This is a genomic window from Streptomyces sp. NPDC096324, assembly GCF_044763015.1.
GTDB lineage: Bacteria > Actinomycetota > Actinomycetes > Streptomycetales > Streptomycetaceae > Streptomyces.
This window is the reverse complement of the sequence record NZ_JBIWFK010000015.1, coordinates 93,755-111,919: the sequence shown is the minus strand read 5'-3', so window position 1 is coordinate 111,919 and position 18,165 is coordinate 93,755. Positions and strand designations below refer to the sequence as shown.

General features: G+C 72.7%; 9 protein-coding genes. All 9 read left to right on the top strand.

Translation table 11 applies throughout. From position 1 onward, the window contains the following. Positions 1 to 10: 10 nt before the first annotated feature. Positions 11 to 3,823: an amino acid adenylation domain-containing protein gene (locus ACIQ7M_RS33465; RefSeq protein ID WP_403651282.1), complete on the top strand. Its 3,813-nt coding sequence runs from the start codon at positions 11 to 13 to the stop codon at positions 3,821 to 3,823. A gap of 108 nt (positions 3,824 to 3,931) precedes the next feature. After that, positions 3,932 to 4,630, top strand: a complete 699-nt coding sequence (locus ACIQ7M_RS33460; RefSeq protein ID WP_403651403.1) for a thioesterase II family protein — start codon at positions 3,932 to 3,934, stop codon at positions 4,628 to 4,630. 187 nt (positions 4,631 to 4,817) lie between these two features. After that, entirely contained in the window at positions 4,818 to 5,792 is a 975-nt protein-coding gene (locus ACIQ7M_RS33455; protein ID WP_403651280.1) for an ATP-binding cassette domain-containing protein, read from the top strand. Next, positions 5,789 to 6,550 (top strand): ABC transporter permease, encoded by a 762-nt coding sequence (locus tag ACIQ7M_RS33450; RefSeq protein WP_403651278.1) that lies wholly within the window; start codon positions 5,789 to 5,791, stop codon positions 6,548 to 6,550. Before ACIQ7M_RS33455 ends, ACIQ7M_RS33450 begins: the two co-directional genes overlap by 4 nt. A gap of 494 nt (positions 6,551 to 7,044) precedes the next feature. Further along, positions 7,045 to 7,365 carry a phosphopantetheine-binding protein gene (locus tag ACIQ7M_RS33445; RefSeq protein WP_403651276.1) on the top strand — a complete coding sequence of 107 codons (321 nt, stop codon included), beginning with the start codon at positions 7,045 to 7,047 and terminating at the stop codon, positions 7,363 to 7,365. Further along, positions 7,362 to 8,603, top strand: a complete 1,242-nt coding sequence (locus ACIQ7M_RS33440) for a cytochrome P450 (RefSeq protein ID WP_403651274.1) — start codon at positions 7,362 to 7,364, stop codon at positions 8,601 to 8,603. The genes ACIQ7M_RS33445 and ACIQ7M_RS33440 overlap by 4 nt, the downstream gene beginning before the upstream one ends. A 6-nt stretch (positions 8,604 to 8,609) precedes the next feature. Further along, positions 8,610 to 9,344 carry a thioesterase domain-containing protein gene (locus tag ACIQ7M_RS33435; protein WP_355775635.1) on the top strand — a complete coding sequence of 245 codons (735 nt, stop codon included), beginning with the start codon at positions 8,610 to 8,612 and terminating at the stop codon, positions 9,342 to 9,344. A gap of 104 nt (positions 9,345 to 9,448) precedes the next feature. Continuing rightward, on the top strand, positions 9,449 to 12,553 hold the full coding sequence (locus tag ACIQ7M_RS33430; protein WP_403651272.1) for a type I polyketide synthase: 3,105 nt from the start codon (positions 9,449 to 9,451) through the stop codon (positions 12,551 to 12,553). Between the two features lie 41 nt (positions 12,554 to 12,594). Then, positions 12,595 to 18,165 (top strand): SDR family NAD(P)-dependent oxidoreductase, encoded by a 5,571-nt coding sequence (locus ACIQ7M_RS33425; RefSeq protein ID WP_403651270.1) that lies wholly within the window; start codon positions 12,595 to 12,597, stop codon positions 18,163 to 18,165.

Here is an 18,165-nt window from a genome sequence, read left to right as displayed (position 1 = left end):
GAGTGAAGCAATGATTCCGCTGTCCTTTGTGCAACGCCGTACATGGTTCCTGCACCAGCTCGAGGGCGCGCAGACCTGGAACATGTCCTCGGCGTTCCGGCTGACCGGACAACTGGACGAGGACGCCCTCGTCGCGGCGCTCCGCGACGTGGTCGAGCGGCACGAGGTCCTGCGCACCACCTACCCGACGGACGCCGACGGCGACCCCCACCAGCAGATCCTGCCGCCGGCGAAGGCGTTCGAGCAGGTGCGGCTCCCGGTGGCCGACGTGACGCCCGAGGACGTGTCCGCCGCGATCGACGAGGCCGTCGCGCACTGGTTCGACCTGGCGGCCGAGATCCCCCTGCGGGCCACCCTGCTGCGCTCCGGCCCCGAGGAGCACGTCCTGGTCCTGGTGATCCACCACATCGCCTCGGACGGCAGCTCGGGCGCGCCGCTGGCACGTGACCTGGCCACGGCCTACAACGCGCGCCGGGCCGGCCGGGCACCGGAGTTCGAGCCGCTGCCCGTGCAGTACAAGGACTACACGATGTGGCAGCGCGAGGTGCTCGGCGACCTGGCGGACCCCGCCGGCCTCGGCGCGCGGCAGATCGAGTACTGGCGCAAGGAACTGGCCGGTGTGCCGGAGCCGCTGAACCTTCCGCTGGACCGCCCGCGGTCCGTGGAGGCGGGCACGCAGGGAGACGCGGTCGCCATCCCGGTGGGCGCCGAGGTCATGGCCGGCCTGCAGAAGGTGGCCGACGAGCGCGGGCTGACCATGTCGATGCTCATGCAGGCCGCGCTCGGCGTGCTGCTGAGCAAGCTCGGCGGCGGCGAGGACATCCCGATCGGCACCCCGATCGCCGGCCGCACCGACGAGGCGCTGGCCGACCTGATCGGCTGCTTCGTCAACAACCTGGTCATCCGCATGGACCTCTCCGGCGACCCGTCGTTCGCGGACCTGCTCGCGCAGGTCCGCGACAAGGCGCTGACGGCCTACGAGCACCAGGACGTCCCCTTCGAGGTGATCGTCGAGCAGCTCAACCCCGACCGCTCCGCGGCCTACCGGCCGTTCTTCCAGGTCATGTGCGGCTGGCAGAACACCCAGAAGTGGTCCCTCGAACTCGCCGGCCTCCAGGTCGAGTACCGGCAGGCCCTCCCCACGACCACCCAGGTCGACGTCTTCTTCAGCATGACCACGGACGAGACGGGCGCCCTGCGCGGCGACATCGCGTACTCCACCCACCTGTTCGACCGGGACACGGTCGAGGACATGGCCGCCCGCTACGCCCGCGTCCTGGAGCAGCTCGCCGCCGACCCGCAGGCACGCATCGGCGACGTCGACGCGCTGATCGGCGGAGAGCGGGAGCGGCTCCTGACGGAGGTGAACGACACCGCCGAGCCGACCCTGGAGGGCGGCCTGGTGGAGGCCGTGCGCCGGCAGGTCGAGGCGGCCCCGGAGGCCGTCGCCCTCATCACCGAGGAGGAGTCGCTCACCTACCGCGATCTGGACATCCGTTCCAACCGCCTGGCCCACTGGCTGATCGACCGAGGAGTGCGCGCCGAGTCGCTGGTCGCCGTGTGCCTGCCCCGGACCGCGAACCTGCTGGTCGCCCTGCTCGCCGTGCTGAAGACCGGCGGCGCCTACGTGCCCATCGACCCGGACCACCCGCGCTCCCGCACCGACTTCGTCCTCCGCCAGGCCAGGCCGGCGCTCGTCCTCGACGCCGACACCCTGGCCGCCGCGGACTGGACGCGGTACCCGGACTCGGCGCCCGAGGTGACCGTCCGCCCGGAGAACACCCAGTACGTCATCTACACCTCGGGCTCGACGGGCACCCCCAAGGGCGTGACCATTCCGCGCGGCGCGGTCGCGAACTTCCTGGCCGCGACGCAGCGCCGGTTCCCGCTGACCGCGGCCGACCGGATGCTGTTCAGCACGACGGTGTCGTTCGACATGGCGAACACCGAGCTGTACCTCCCCTTCGTCTGCGGCGCGACCATGGTCCTGGCGAGGAAGGACACCGTCACCGACCCGTCGGCGATGGTGGCCCTGCTGCGCCGCCACGAGATCACCGTGGTGCAGGCCACGCCCGGCTTCTGGCAGATGCTGCTCACCCACGAGCCGCAGGCCGCGACCGGCCTGCGGATCATCACCGGCGCCGAGGCCGTCCCGGTCCGCCTCGCCGAGACGCTGGCCGAGCAGGCCGCCGAGGTGGGCAACTGGTACGGCCCGTCCGAGACGACGACGTGGTCGACCATGGCGCCCGTCAAGGCCGGGGCGGGCGTGGCCATCGGCACGCCGATCGGCAACACCCAGGTGTACGTCCTCGACGCGCGGCTGCGCCCGGTCCCGCGCGGCGTGCAGGGCGAGCTGTACATCGCCGGCGCCGGACTCGCCCGCGGCTACCAGGACCGTCCGGAGCTGACCGCCGAGCGGTTCGTCCCCTCCCCGTTCGGCCCCGCCGGCACCCGCATGTACCGCACCGGTGACCTGGTGCGGTGGAACAAGACCGGTCAGCTGGAGTACATCGCGCGCACCGACCACCAGGTGAAGGTCCGCGGATTCCGGATCGAGCTGGGCGAGATCGAGCACGTACTGGCCGGACACGACGCCGTTTCGCGGGCCGCGGTCGTGGTGCGCGAGAACCAGCAGGGCGACAAGCGCATCGTCGGCTACGTGGTGCCCGCGGCGGACGCCGCCGCCGACGTGGACGCGCTGCTCCCCGAGCTGACCGCCTACCTGCGCGGGCGGCTGCCGGACTACATGGTGCCCTCCACGCTGATCCCGCTCGCGGAGATCCCGCTGACGGCGAACGGCAAGCTCGACCGGCAGGCCCTGCCCTCGGACCACACGCCCGCCGTGATCGGCAAGGAGCCGCGCAACTCCCACGAGGAGAAACTGGTCACCATCTTCCGCGAGTTGCTCGACAAGGAGAGCGTCGGCATAGACGACGACTTCTTCGCGCTCGGCGGCCACTCGCTGCTGGCCACCCGGCTCAGCGTCCGCATCCGCAAGCAGTTCGACGTGGACCTGCCACTGCGGACGATCATCAAGTTCCCGACGGTGGCCGAACTCGCCGCCCTGCTGCTCTCCGGCGCCGTCCCCGACGAGGCCGTCAACCCCTTCGGCGTCGTGCTGCCGCTGAACAGCGACCCCGGCACGGGCAAGAAGCCCCTGTGGTTCTTCCACGGCGGCGGCGGCCTGGGCTGGGCGTACTTCAGCTTCGTGACGAACGTGAAGGACCGGCAGGCCTACGCCCTGCAGTCCCGCGGCGCCGACGGCAAGCAGCCGCTGGTGGCGTCCATCGAGGAGATGGTCGACCACTTCATCGGGGAGATCCTGGAGATCCAGCCGGAAGGCCCCTTCAACCTCATCGGCTGGTCCTACGGCGGCACCCTCGTGCAGGCCATCGCCGAAGGCCTCGTCCGGCGCGGCCACGAGGTCACCCTCACGGCCATCCTGGACTCCCAGCCGGGCGGCCAGGGATGGACGGAGATCCACCGCAACAAGACCGTCGACGACTACCGCGACGAGCTCGAGGAGTACTTCGGCCAGTACATCGGGACCGGCAACCAGCAGGACTTCCTCGACAGCATGGCCAAGGTCCTGGCCAACAACACGAACCTGATGATGGATTGGCAGTCGCCGGTCTACGACGGCGATGTCGTGTTCTTCCACGCGACGCACAAGGACGACATGTACGCGCACCTGTGGAAGCCCTACGTCCTCGGGACCATCGAGGAGTACGACGTGGCCTCGACGCACCACGAGATGAACCTGCCCGGCCCCGTGGCCGAGGTCTTCGAGGTGCTCAACCGCAAACTGGCGGACCTGGCCTGACCGGTTCCGGATTCCCGGAGCCATGTCAACGGACCATCGACTGGATGATTGGGGTTGGTCGGGGTGACGGAACCCGGCAGGACCGCGGAACACACGGGGCAGCGCACACTGCTGTGCGTGCCGTTCGCGGGGGCAGGATCTTCGTTCTTCCACCCGTGGCGGGAGCCGGCCGCCGACCGGTGGCGCGTGACCTCGGTCGAGCTCCCGGGCCGGGAGCGCCGGATCCTGGAGGAGCCGTACCGGAACGTCTTCGAGGCGGCCAAGGGCGTCGTCGACGACGTCGTCGACGACCTCGGCGAAGGCGCCCGGACCGTACTGTTCGGGCACAGCCTGGGCGCGGTGCTCGCGTACGAGCTCGTGCACCTGCTCATCGAGCGCGGTGTGCGCGTCGAGCGTCTCGTCGTCAGCGGCTCGCCGGGTCCGTGGACCCAGCGCGAGCGGCGGGCGGCCGGCCTCCAGGACGAGGAGTTCCTCGCCAGGGTCGAGGAGTTCGCGGGGTTCCGGCACGAGGCGCTGGACCACCCGGAGATGCGGGAGCTGATCCTTCCGACCCTCCAGGCCGACTGCGAGATGCACGAGGCCTACGTCCCCAGCACCGACGACCCGGTGCCGGTGCCGATCACCTCACTGCGCGGCGCGGTCGACGGGCTGGTCTCCGCCGAGGAGGGCCGCCAGTGGCGGGACGCGACCACGGCCGCGTTCCGCTACGTCGAGTTCCCGGGCGACCACATGTACCTGGTCGACCAGGGCCGGGAGATCCTGGACGTGATCGAGACGGAGTGCGCCCGGGACCCGGCCGACAGGTGACACGCGGTGCGGCCCGGCCCGCGGGCCGCGGTGCGCGAGGGGCGTCCGTTCCTGCGGACGCCCCTCGCGCTTCGCTCCCGTCCCGGATTCCGTTTCCGCTCCCGGCGCCCGCGCCGTCGAGGCGGACCCGAGCGCCGTGTCAGGACTCTGACAGGGCCGTGTCGGCGCCCGGCCCGACAGTGGGGGCATGAAGAGTTCCGCTATCGCAGTGACAGGGCTGCGCAAGGCATATGGCGACAAGGCCGTGCTCGACGGCATCGACTTCGAAGTCGCCGCAGGCTCGGTCTTCTCCCTGCTCGGCCCCAACGGGGCGGGCAAGACGACCACGGTGAACGTCCTCACCACACTGCTCACCGCCGACGCCGGGACGGTGCACGTCGCCGGGCACGACGTGGCGAGCGCGACCAAGGAGGTGCGCGCCGCCATCGGCGTGACCGGCCAGTTCGCCGCGGTGGACGATCTGCTGTCGGGCCGCGAGAACCTGCAGCTGATGGCGGACCTCAAGCGCGTGCGCAACGGCGGGCAGATGGTCGACCGGCTGCTGGAGCGGTTCGACCTGGGGGAGTCGGCGGACAAGCTGACGGCGACCTACTCCGGCGGTATGCGCCGCAAGCTGGACCTGGCGATGACGCTGGTCGGCAGCCCGCAGATCATCTTCCTCGACGAGCCGACGACGGGTCTGGACCCGCGCAGCCGGCGCACCCTGTGGGGGATCGTCCGCGAGCTGGTCGCCGAGGGCACCACCATCTTCCTCACCACCCAGTACCTCGAGGAGGCCGACCAGCTCGCCGACCGCATCGCCGTCCTCAACCAGGGCCGCCTGGTCGCCCAGGGCACCGCCGCCGAGCTCAAGGGCCGACTCCCCGGCACCCACGTACGGCTCCGGTTCGCCGACGCCTTCCAGCTCGGCTCCGCCGCACGGATCTTCACCGACTCCACGCGGGACGACGAGGAACTGACCCTGCGGGTGCCCAGCGACGGCCGGTCGAGGTCGCTGCGGGCCCTGCTGGACCGCCTCGACGAACACGCCCTCGACGCACAGGAATTCGCCGTGCACACCCCCGACCTCGACGACGTCTTCCTCGCCCTGACCGAGCACACCGGCAAGGACGCCGGGGCGGCCGAGGGCACGAGCCGGAAGAAGGAGGCGATCGCGCGATGAGCACGGTCGCGACGGCGTTCGCCGACTCGAGCATCATGTTGCGCCGCAACGTGAAGCACACCCTGCGCAACCCCACCACGATGTTCAACGCGGTCCTGTTCCCGATCGTCATCATGCTGATGTTCGTCAAGGTGTTCGGCGGCGCCTTCAGCGTCGGCGGGCACTACATCGACTACGCGACGCCGGGCCTGCTCGTGATGGCCGTCAGCTACGGCCTCGGGGCCACCGCGACGGCCGTGAACGACGACATGACCAAGGGCATCATCAACCGGTTCAAGACCATGGACGTCTCCCGCGGAGCCATGCTCACCGGGCACGTCGTCGTCACCGCCGTGCGCTGCCTGGTGGCCGCCGCCGCCATCATCGGGGTGGCCTTCGCCATGGGCTTCGACCCCAAGGCGAGCGCCCTGGACTGGCTCGGCGTCCTCGGCCTCTTCGTGCTCCTCGCCGTCGGGGCCGGCTGGCTCACCGTCGCCATGGGCCTGGCCGCGAAGACCACGGAGTCGGCGGGCCTGGCCGCCGTGCCGCTGATCATGCTGCCGTTCCTGAGCAGCGCGTTCGTGCCCGCGGACACGATGGGCGTCGGCGTGAAGCAGTTCGCCCAGTACCAGCCCTTCACCCCGATCATCGAGACGCTGCGCGGGCTGCTGGTGGGCGAGGTGTCGAGCGGCGACGCGATCGCGGCCCTCGCCTGGTGCGTCGGCTTCGCCGTCCTCGGATACGCGTGGGCGATCTCCACCTTCAAGAAGCGGGCGTGACACCGGCCGACTCGGAGCAACCGCCCGGTGTCCCCTCCCGACCCGCCCCGGCGCACCCCACGCCGCCGGGGCGGGTCGGCGCGTTCCGGGCCCCTCCGGGCGACACGTTCCGCGCGCATCGCCGAGCATCGCCCCGTGTCCGTGTCCGTGTCCGTGCCGGTGCCGGGACGAGCCAGGGACGAGCCGCTGCCGGACCCGCCCGTCCCGCCGGCGAGACAGGGCGGACGCGGCTACGGCGGGGGAGCGGATGTTTTGGGGCATGCAGATTCGCCGCCCCATTTCCAGCCCACCGGCCGGCGAACACCGGGCACCCGCCGACACGGTGGGAGCGGCAGCGCATTCACGCGACACTCGATTCGGCCATTCGGAGAATGTGTCTCGCCGGCGGGACAGCGCGAAGAGCCTTGGCGGCCGCCACGGCGGTGACGGCCCGAAGACGGGCCGAAAAGGACGCGAACGGGAATCCCGGTCGGCGGAGGAAGGAAAGACTGGCAATGAATTCGTCACCGCAGGTGGTCCACCAGCGAGATGGACAGGACGAGACCCCGGAACCGGAACGGCACGCCGCGTCCTCGGACGCGCCGGTGTCACTGGCACGGGAAATCGCGGCGCTGTGGGGTGAATGCCTCGGCGACCGCGAAGTCGGGCCGGAGGACGACTTCTTCGCACTCGGCGGCAATTCCCTGATCGGAATAAAGATCATCGACCGGGTGTCGCAGGACTACGGCGTCCAGCTCTCCGTGCGCGACTTCTACCTGGCGCAGACCCCCACCCGGGTCGCCGAACTGATCGAGCAGGGGAGGGCCGCGACGTGAGGCTGACGCCGGGTCCCGCTCGCGACGTCGACCTCGACACCCTCGACCTGTTCGACCTGGACCTGTACACCGCGGGCGACCCGCACCCGGTCTGGGACGTGATGCGGGCGAAGGCGCCGCTGCACCACCAAGTCCTGCCCGACGGGCGCGAGTTCTGGTCGGTGACCCGCCACGAGGACGTGTGCCGCGTGCTCGGCGACCACCGCGAGTTCACCTCCGAACGCGGCACGACACCCACCCACGTCGGGATCGACGACCCCGCCGCGGGCACGCTGCTGACCTCCACCGACCCGCCCCGGCACACCGAGGTCCGCCGGCCGCTCGGCTCCAAACTCACCGCCCGGGCGGTGAAGTCCTGGCAGGACTCGATCCGCGGCACGATCCGGCGCTTCCTCCAGCCGGCGCTCGACGGCGAGCCCTTCGACCTCGCCGAACGGGCACTGCTCCTGCCGGCGATGGTCACCGGCCCGCTCCTCGGCATCCCCGCCGAGGACTGGGAGGAACTCGTCCAGCTCACCGCGATGGTGACCGCTCCCTCGGACCCGCACTTCATGGTCGGCCACGAGGCCGCCACCCTGGCCATCTCCCACCACGAGCTGGTCAACTACGTCACCGCGTGGGTCAAACGGCGCCGCGCGGCCGGCGGCGAGGACGACACCCTGCTCGCCCACCTCATGAGCGTCAGCGCGGGCGGCGCACCGCTGAGCGACGAGGAGATCGCCCTCGACGGCTACAGCATCCTGCTGGGCGCCAACGTCACCACACCGCACACCGTCTCGGGCACCGTGCAGGCCCTCATCGAGCGGCCCGAGCAGTTCGACAAGGCGCAGGCCGACCCGACACTGATCCCGAACCTGGTCGAGGAAGGGCTGCGCTGGACCTCGGCCGCCTGCAACTTCATGCGCTACGCCGTCGACGACGTCCACATCGCCGGGGGCACGATCCCGGCCCGCGCGGCGGTCGTCGCGTGGATCGGCTCGGCCAACCGGGACGAGTCCCTCTTCCCCGACCCGCACACCTTCGACATCACCCGGCCCAACGCCAAGCGGCAGGTCGCGTTCGGGTTCGGGCCGCACTTCTGCATCGGCGCGCCGCTGGCCCGGCTGACCCTGCGGATCTTCTTCGAGGAGCTGCTGGAGCGGTTCGGACCGATCGAGCTCGCCGGTGAACCGCAGCACCTGCGGTCGTACTTCATCGCCGGGATGACCCACCTCCCCATCGTCGCGCAGAAACGATAGGACGCCATGACAACCGGCTCCGCCGTCGCCCTGTCGCCGTGGTTCGTCCGGCCGCCCGCCGACCACCCGGCCCGGCTCTTCTGCTTCCCCTTCTCCGGATCGGGCGCCTCCGCCTTCAGCGCCTGGCCGGCCGCGCTGGAGGACATCGAGGTCTGCCCGGTGCAGTTCCCCGGCCGCGAGAACCGGCTCGGCCACCCCCACTACGGCACCTACGAGAACCTCGCCGCCGACCTGGTCGAACCCCTGACACCGCTGCTCGACCGGCCGTTCGCGTTCTTCGCGCACTGCGCGGGCGCGCTGCCCGCCTACGAGACCGTCCTCAGACTCGCCGAGGCCGAACTGCCCACACCGCGCTGCCTGTTCGTCTCCGGCCAGCCCGCCCCGCACGACGCCTCCCGCGACCCGATGCTCACCATGACCGAGTCCGAACTGCGCGACGAGGTGGAGGCGTTCGTCCGCGGCCGGGGCATCGAACCACGCCCCGACATGCTCGACCTGGGCCTCATGGTTCTGCTGCGTGACCACGCGGCCGCCAAGAAATACCGGCGCCAGACGCCGGCCGCGGTCGACTGCCCCATCGTCGTCGTGCACTGGCGCGACGACGAGGACGTGACCCTGGACGATCTCCAGGGCTGGCGCCAGTACGCCGACTGCGTCGAGTTCCAGGTGGTCGGCGGCGGCCACTACGACTTCATGAACGCGCCGGACGAACTGTCGAAGCTGCTGACCCGCCGGCCGTGAGCACCCCGCCCCCGGGCCCGGAACGCCCCGCCCTCACCCGCGGCGGTCGGCGCCGTAGCGCCGCGCGTGCCCGCCGTACACCGAAGGAACCGGAAGGAACACTCATGCCTGGCGCAGCCACCGATATTGCCGTGATCGGGATGTCGTGCCGCTTCCCCGGTGTCCACGGCGTGGCCGAGTTCTGGGACCTGCTGCGCGAGGGGCGGTCGACCATCGGCACGTTCCCCGCACGGCGGGCAGCCGACGCACGGTCGACGTACCTGTCCCACCCCGACGCCGCCACCTTGGACTCGGGCTCGTTCCTCGACTCGGTCGACGGTTTCGACGCCGCCTTCTTCGACACCGCGCCCGGGGAAGCCGCCGCCATGGACCCCGTGCAGCGGCTCGGCCTCGAACTCGCCTGGGAAGCCGTCGAGGACGCCCGCCTGCCCGCCGCCGCCCTGGCGGGCCGCGAGGTCGACGTCGTGGTCGGCGCCGGGCCCTCCGGCTACGAGCTGCTGCGCAAGCTGTCCGGCAGCGACCGGGACGACCACCACGCCGCGCTCGGCTCCAGCGGCGCGCTGATAGCGAACCGGATCTCGCACCTGTTCGACGTCCGCGGCATGAGTTTTTGCGCGGACTCGGGCCAGTCCTCCTCCCTGGTGTCGCTGGCGCTGACGTGCGAGCGGATCCGCGGCGGCGCGGTGGACACGGCGATCGCCGGCGGCGTGCACCTGATCGTCGATCCCGAGGCGGGAGCCGGACTGGCGAACCTGGGCGCGCTCTCGCCCGACGGCCGATGCTTCCCCTTCGACGCACGGGCCAACGGCTTCATCCGCGGCGAGGGCGGCGCGTTCGTCGTCCTCAAGCGGCTCGACCTCGCCGTCGCCGACGGCGACCACATCTACGCGGTGGTGCGCGGCTGGGGCGTGAACAGCGCCGGCGCCTCCTCCCGGATGCCGGACCCCAGCCCCACCGGACAGGCGTCGGCCGTGCTGTCCGCCGTCCGCCGCGCGGGCGTCGCGTTCGAGGACGTCGACTACGTCGAGGCCCACGGCACCGGCACCCGGCTCGGCGACCCGGCCGAACTGAGCGGCCTGCGGGAGGTGTTCCGCGCGAGCGGCCGCAGCCGCCGGCTCGCCGTCGGCTCGGTGAAGGCGAACGTCGGCCACCTGGAGCCGGCCGCGGGCATCGTCGGCTTCGTGAAGGCCGCGCTGTGCCTGGAGCGCGCCCACCTGGTGCCCACCCCGAACTTCACCACCCCCACCCCCGCCGTCCCCGGCTTCGACGACGACTTCGAGGTCCCGCGCGCCGCGCGGCCCTGGCCGGACACACCCGGCCGGCCGCGCCGGGCCGGGGTGTCCTCGATCGGAATGGGCGGCACCAACGCCCACGTCCTCCTCGAACAGGCCCCCACCCCGCACACCGAACCCGCCGCCACCCGCGCCGACCTGCCCCGCGCGGTCGCCGCCCAAGCGGTGCCCTGGGTGCTGTCGGCCCGCTCGGAGCAGGCCCTGCAACAGCAGGCCGCACGGCTGCGCGACCTCGTGACCGCCGACGCGTCCTTGCCGGCGGCCGAGATCGGGCACGCGCTCGTCGCGACGCGGTCGTCGTTCGAACACCGGGCCGTCGTCCTCGCCGACGACCGCGACGAGGCGCTGGCCGGCCTCGGCCTGGTGGCGTCCGGCGGCGCGGCGGCACGGGCCGTGCGCGGCACCGCCACGATGCCCACGGGCCCGGTCGTCTTCGTCTTCCCCGGCCAGGGCTCGCAGTGGCTGGGCATGGGCCGCCAGCTCTACGCCGAGTCCGAGGTCTTCGCCCGCGCCGTCGACGCCTGCGCGAAAGCGCTGGAGCCATGGCTCGACTGGTCCCTGCTGGACCTGGTGAGCGGGGCCGAGTCGGCACCGTCGCTGGAGCGCGGCGACGCCGTCGTCCAGCCCGCGCTGTTCGCGATGATGGTCTCCCTCGCCGAACTGTGGCGCTCCCTTGGCGTGGTCCCCGACGTGGTGGTGGGGCACTCCCAGGGAGAGATCGCGGCGGCCTGCGCGGCCGGAGCGCTCCGCCTGGAGGACGCGGCGCGGATCGTGGCCCTGCGCAGCCGGGCACTGACCGCGCTGGCCGGCCTGGGCGGACTGAACGCGGTCGCCGCGCCCCTGGCCTGGGTCGAGGAACGGCTGGAGCGCTGGGCCGGGCGGCTGTCGGTGGCCGCCGTCAACGGACCGGCCTCCGTGGTGATCGCCGGAGACCTCCCGGCCCTCGCGGAGTTCGCCGCCCGGGCCGCCGGGGACGGCGTCCGGGTCCGCCGCGTCAAGATCGAGTACGCGTCCCACTCCCACCAGGTCGAAGCCATCCGCGACCAGGTCCTGAAGGCCGCCGCCGGCGTCACCCCGCGACAGACGGCGGTGGAGTTCCACTCCACCGTCACCGCCCGACCGCTCGACACCCGCGCACTCGACGCCTCGTACTGGTACGACAACCTGCGCTCGACGGTGCGCTTCGGCGAGGTCGTCGAGAACCTGATGCGCGACCGCGGCGGCGTGTACGTGGAGATCAGCCCACACCCCGTGCTCCAGGTGGCGATGGAGGAGGCCGCCGACGCGCTGGCCGCACCGCCCCCGGTGGTGGGCACCCTCAGCAGGCACGACGGGAGCGCGGGCAAGATCCTGGCGTCGCTGGCCGAACTGCACGTGCGCGGTGTGCCGGTGGACTGGACGGCGGTGTTCACCGGCACACCGCCGCGCGGCACCGGCCTGCCGACCTACGCCTTCCAGCGCCGGCGCCACTGGCTGACCGCACCCGCCGACACGGACACCGAGGCGCGGCGGGCGGACGGCCGGGGCGCGCGCCCGGCGGGCCCGGACTCCCCGGCGGCGGCCCGCGCCCTCGTGTGCGCCGAGACGGCGGCCCTCCTCGCCACCAAGGGCGTGGAACTGACGCCCGCCGATCTCCAGGCGCGGGCGGCCGAGACGTTCAAGGCCCTGGGCTTCGACTCCTCGCTGGCGGTGGAGCTGCGCAACCGGCTCAACACGGCGGCCGCGGTACGGCTCCCGGCCACCGTCGCGTTCAGCTACCCCACCCCGCAGGCGCTCGCCGACCACCTCTTCGGCCTCCTGGAGCCGCCGGCCCCCCACGCCGCGGAACCGCCGGCCGCGCGGCCGGCGCAGGAGAGGGATCCCCAAGCCCGCAGCGACGACGATCTCTACGCCCTGATCGACCGCGGATACCTGTAACCGCACCCGTTCTTCTAAGAAACCGTTGAGGGAGGCCCCTGGTGGAGGAAGTCGACAAGCTCCGTTCCTACTTGCGACGTGCCGTCGGCGACGCGCAGGAGCTGCGCGAGCGGGTGCGTGAGCTGGAGGAGTCCGCGCGCGAGCCCATCGCCGTCGTGGGAGTGGGGTGTCGCTTCCCGGGCGGGGTGACATCCCCCGAAGAGCTGTGGGCACTGGTGTCCGGCGAAGTGGACGCCATGGGCGACTTCCCCCAGGACCGCGGCTGGGACACGGACGCCCTCTACGACCCCGACCCCGGGGCACACGGCAAGACCTACACCCGCACCGGCGGCTTCCTGCCCGAACTCCCCGACTTCGACGCGGAGTTCTTCGGCATCAGCCCGCGCGAGGCACTGGCGATGGACCCGCAGCAGCGGCTGATGCTGGAGACCTCGTGGGAGGCCCTGGAACGGGCGGGCATCGACCCGGCCGCACTGCGGGGCTCGGCGACCGGCGTGTTCACCGGCCTGTACGGCGTCGACTACGGCCCCCGGGTCGGCGGCGGCGCGGCCGGCGAGGTGGAGGGCTTCCAGCTCACCGGCACCTACCTGTCCGTGGCCTCCGGCCGGGTGGCCTACGTGCTGGGCCTGCAGGGCCCGGCGGTGTCGACCGACACCGCCTGCTCCGCCTCCCTCGTCGCCATCCACCAGGCCGTACGGTCCCTGCGCTCGGGGGAGTGCACGCTGGCGCTGGCCGGCGGGGTCTCGACCCTGCCGACCCCGGGGATGTTCGTGGAACTCGCCCGGCAGCGAGGCCTGTCGGCGGACGGACGGTGCAAGGCCTTCGCCGACGCGGCCGACGGCACCGGCTTCTCCGAGGGCGCGGGCGTCCTGGTCCTGGAACGGCTCTCCGACGCGCGCCGCAACGGACGCCGGATCTGGGCGGTCATCCGCGGCTCGGCCATCAACCAGGACGGCGCGTCCAACGGACTGACCGCCCCGAACACCCTGGCCCAGCGGCGGGTCATCCGCTCGGCCCTCGCCGACGCCGGACTCTCCTGCGGCGACGTGGACGCGGTCGAGGCGCACGGCACCGGCACCCGGCTCGGCGACCCCATGGAGGCGGAGGCCCTGCTCGCCACCTACGGCCAGGACCGCGACACCCGGGACCCCTTGTGGCTGGGATCGCTGAAGTCGAACATCGGCCACACCCAGGCCGCCGCCGGCGTCGGCGGCACCATCAAGATGATCATGGCGATGCGGCACGGCGTACTGCCCCGCACGCTCCACGTCGACCGCCCCTCCACCCACGTCGACTGGTCGGCGGGCGCGGTGGAACTGCTGACCGGGACACGGGACTGGACCACGCCCGAGGACCGGCCCCGGCGCGCGGGCGTGTCCTCCTTCGGCATCAGCGGCACCAACGCCCACCTGATCCTCGAACAGGCCCCCGCGGAAACCCGGCCGGACCCGGCCCCGGCCGGTACCGGCGCCCAGCCCGCCACCGGCACCCCGGACGCGGTGCCGTGGGTGCTGTCGGCGCGCTCGGAACAGGCACTGCGCGCGCAGGCGGCCCGGCTGCACGACAGCGTGGCCGCGAACACCGGCGCGAGGGCCGCGGACGTGGGACGGGCACTGGTGACGACCCGCTCGCTGTTCGAACACCGCCAGGTCGTCATCGGCGCCGACCGGGCCGAACTCCTGGACCGCCTGGCCGCCGTCGCCGCAGGGCAGGAACCCTCCTCCGGCACGGTGTCCGGCCTCGCCGGACCGGTCGGCAAGACCGTCTTCGTCTTCCCCGGCCAGGGCGCCCAGTGGATCGCCATGGGCCGCGAACTCATGGAGACCTCCCCGGTCTTCGCCGACGAACTGCGCGCCTGCGCGAAGGCGCTGGAACCGTGGGTGTCCTGGCCGCTGATCGACACCGTGTGCGGCGGACCGGACTCGGCCGACCTGGAGGACATCGACGTCGTCCAGCCGGTGCTGTTCGCGGTGATGGTCGCGCTCGCGAAAGTGTGGCGCTCGCTGGGAGTGAGCCCCGACGTCGTCATCGGCCACTCCCAGGGCGAGATCGCCGCCGCCTACGTCGCCGGAGCCCTGACCCTGCAGGACGCCGCCAAGATCGTGGCCCTGCGCTCCCGCCTCCTGGCCACCGTCACCGGGCAGGGCAGCATGGCCGGCATCCTGCTGCCCGAGGACCGCGTCCGCGAGCTCCTCGCGGGCCAGGAGTCCCGCATCGGCATCGCCGCCGTGAACGGCCCCGGCTCCACGACGGTCTCCGGCGAGAGCGAGGCGGTCGAGAAACTGGTCGCGGCCTGCCAGGCCGACGGCGCCCGCGCCCGGCTGATCAAATCCAGCGTCCCCGGCCACTCACCGCTCATGGACCGCTTCGACGGCCGCCTCCAGCAGGAACTCGGCCCCATCACCCCCACGCCCACCCCGGTGGCGATCTACTCCACCGTCACCGGCGGCCCCATCGACCCCCTCCGACTCGACGCCGGCTACTGGTACCGCAACCTGCGCAGCCCGGTGCAGTTCGCCGCCGCCATGGGACGCCTGGTCGAGCAGGAACCCGACAGCGCCGTCGTCGAACTCAGCCCGCACCCGCTGCTCGTGATGACCGTCCAGGAGATGTTCGACGCCACCCCCGGCGCCACCGGGTTCGTGGTGGGCTCGCTGCGCCGCGACGAGGGCGGCCTCGCCCGCCTCTACCGGTCGGCCGCCGAAGCCTTCGTCCTGGGTCTCGCGGTCTCCTGGGACACGGCCTTCGACGACGCCGACGGCCCACAGGCCGAGCTGCCCACGTACGCCTTCCAGCGACGGCGCTACTGGCTGAACACCCCCGCCGAGACCACCGCCGCGAGCACCTGCGACCACCCCCTGCTCGACGCCGTGATCGACCTGCCCGACGACGACGGCGGACGCGGCACAGTGGTCGGCAGCGGACGCCTGTCGCTGGAGCGCCACCCCTGGCTCGCCGACCACCTCGTCCACGGCGCCGTCCTGGTGCCCTGGGCGGTGCCGGCGGAACTGGCCGTCTGGGCGGCGCACCAGGCGGGCTACGACACCGTCGACGAACTCACCCTGCAAACCCCGCTGGTGCTCTCCCGCACGGCCGAACGCGAGATCCGCGTCGTCATCGACGCCACCGGCACCATCGGCGTGCACTCGCGCGCCGACGGCGAGAACACCTGGACGCGCAACGCCGCGGGCACCGCCGGATCCGGCACCGCCCCCGCCCCGGACGCCCTCACCGCGTGGCCGCCCCCGGGCGCGACCACCGTGCCCTTCGACGGCGAATACACCAGGCTCGCCGCCCTCGGCTTCGGCCACGGGCCCCTGCTGCGCGGCACCCGCGCGGTGTGGCGCAAGGGCGACACCCTGTTCGCCGAGGTCGAACTGCCCGCGGCCGACGGCACGGACCAGGGCCGCTTCCGCATCCACCCGGCACTGCTCACCGCCGCGCTGCTCCCCATCGGCCTGGGGAAGTCCACCGACACCTCCCGGCCCGAGGGCCGGCTGCCCTTCCACTGCACCGGACTGCGCCTCGACGACGCCCGGCCCGCCGCCCTGCGCGTGCGGCTCGCCCCCGCGGGACACAACACACTGTCCGTGACCCTCGCGGACGCCCACGGGATGCCGCTCGGCTCCGTCGCCACGCTGAGCCTGCGCCCGGTGGACGCCGAGGAGCTGACCGCGCTGAGCCTCGACCACCAGGACGCGCTGTTCCAGGTGGACTGGACCCCCCTCACCGTCCCCTCCGGGCAGCCGACGAGCCGGCACACCGTGCTGGGAGCCGCCCTCACCGCGCCGGGAACCGACGGGCCGGCCCGCGCCGACCTCACCGAACTCACCGCGTCCGGCGCGCAGACACCCCCCCTGGTCATCGCCCGCCTCGACGACACCGACGCCGGCGGCGACACCCCCGCCGGCACCGAACAGCGCCTGCACCAGGTACTGCGCTGGACCAAGGACTGGCTCGCCGACGAGCGGTTCTCCGCCTCCCGCCTGGTCCTTTTGACCCAGCACGCCTTCCACGACGACCAGGTCGCCCACCCCGACCCCGCGGCGGCCGCCGTCTGGGGCTTCGTACGCACCGCGCAGTCCGAGAACCCGCAGCGCTTCACGCTCGTCGACACCGACGGCCGCCCCGAGTCCCTCGCCCTGGTCCCGGCCGCCGCCGCCACCGGCGAGGCCCAGCTCAAGATCCGGGCCGGCCGCGTCAGCACCCCCCAACTGGCCCGCAACCCGGCCGCGTCCCGCCACGGAGCACCGCGGACGGCCCCGCTCGGCTCCGGCACCGTACTGATCACCGGCGGCACCAGCGGCCTCGGCGCGCTCCTGGCCCGCCACCTGGTCCAGCGGCACGGGGTACGCCGGCTGGTGCTGACCAGCAGGCGCGGCCCGGCGGCCCCCACGGCGACCGCGCTGCGCGAGGAGCTGACCGCGGCCGGCGCCCACGTCCAGGTCACGGCCTGCGACGTCACCAGCCGCGACGCCGTCGCCGAACTGATCGCCGCCGTACCCTCCGAACACCCGCTGACGGCCGTGATCCACTGCGCGGGCGTCCTGGACGACGGTGTCGTCGAGGCCCTGACCGAGGACCGCCTCGACGCGGTCCTCGCGCCGAAGGTGCGCGGCGCCTGGCACCTGCACGAACTGACCCAACACCTGGAACTGTCCGCGTTCGTGCTGTTCTCCTCCGTCTCGAGCGTGCTCGGCACCCCCGGCCAGGCCAACTACGCGGCGGCCAACGCCTTCCTCAACGGCCTCGCCGAAGCCCGCCGCGGCCGCGGACTGCCCGCGAGCGCCCTGTGCTGGGGCTTCTGGGCCGAACGCAGCGACATGAGCGCCGACATCAGCGAAGCCGACGTCGAACGCATGCGACGCCAGGGCGTCATGCCGCTCTCCTCACGGCAGGGGCTCGCGCTCTTCGACACCGCCGTCGCCGCCGACGAGCCGGTCCTCGTGCCGGCGCTGCTGAACCTGGCCGCGACAGGCACCGCACAGGCCGGACAGATGGCCTCCCCCCTGCTGCGCACCCTCGCCCGGACCCTGGCCGGACCCCAAGACCCCACCGGCCCGCAGAGCACCGACGTGCCCCTCGAACAACGCCTGAGGTCGCTGCCGGCCCAGGAGGCGCAGACGGTGCTGCTGGACGCCGTACGGACCCAGACCGCGCTCGTCCTCGGGCACGCCGACACCGGGCGGGTCGCCTCCGCGGTGCCGTTCAAGACCCTCGGCATCGACTCGCTCACCGCACTGGAACTGCGGAACAAACTCGCGGCGGCGACCGGCCTGAAACTGCCCGCCACCCTCGTGTTCGACCACCCGACCCCGGCGGCCGTCGCCCGGTTCCTGGGCACACGCATCACCCCGGACCCCGGCGCCGCACAACCGTCCCCGGCCGATCACCTGGTCAAGGAGATCGAGGACCTGGGCGCCCGGCTCGAGGACACGTTCCGCACCCTCGCGGAACAGGACCGGGCCACGATTTCCACGCTGCTCGGCACGCTGCAGGGCCGAGTCCGCGCGACGGCGGGTGACGACGGGGCACCGGACGCCATCGCCGACCAGATCGGTGCGGCCTCGGCGGGAGAACTCCTCGCGCTGCTGGACAAAGAACTCGGCTAG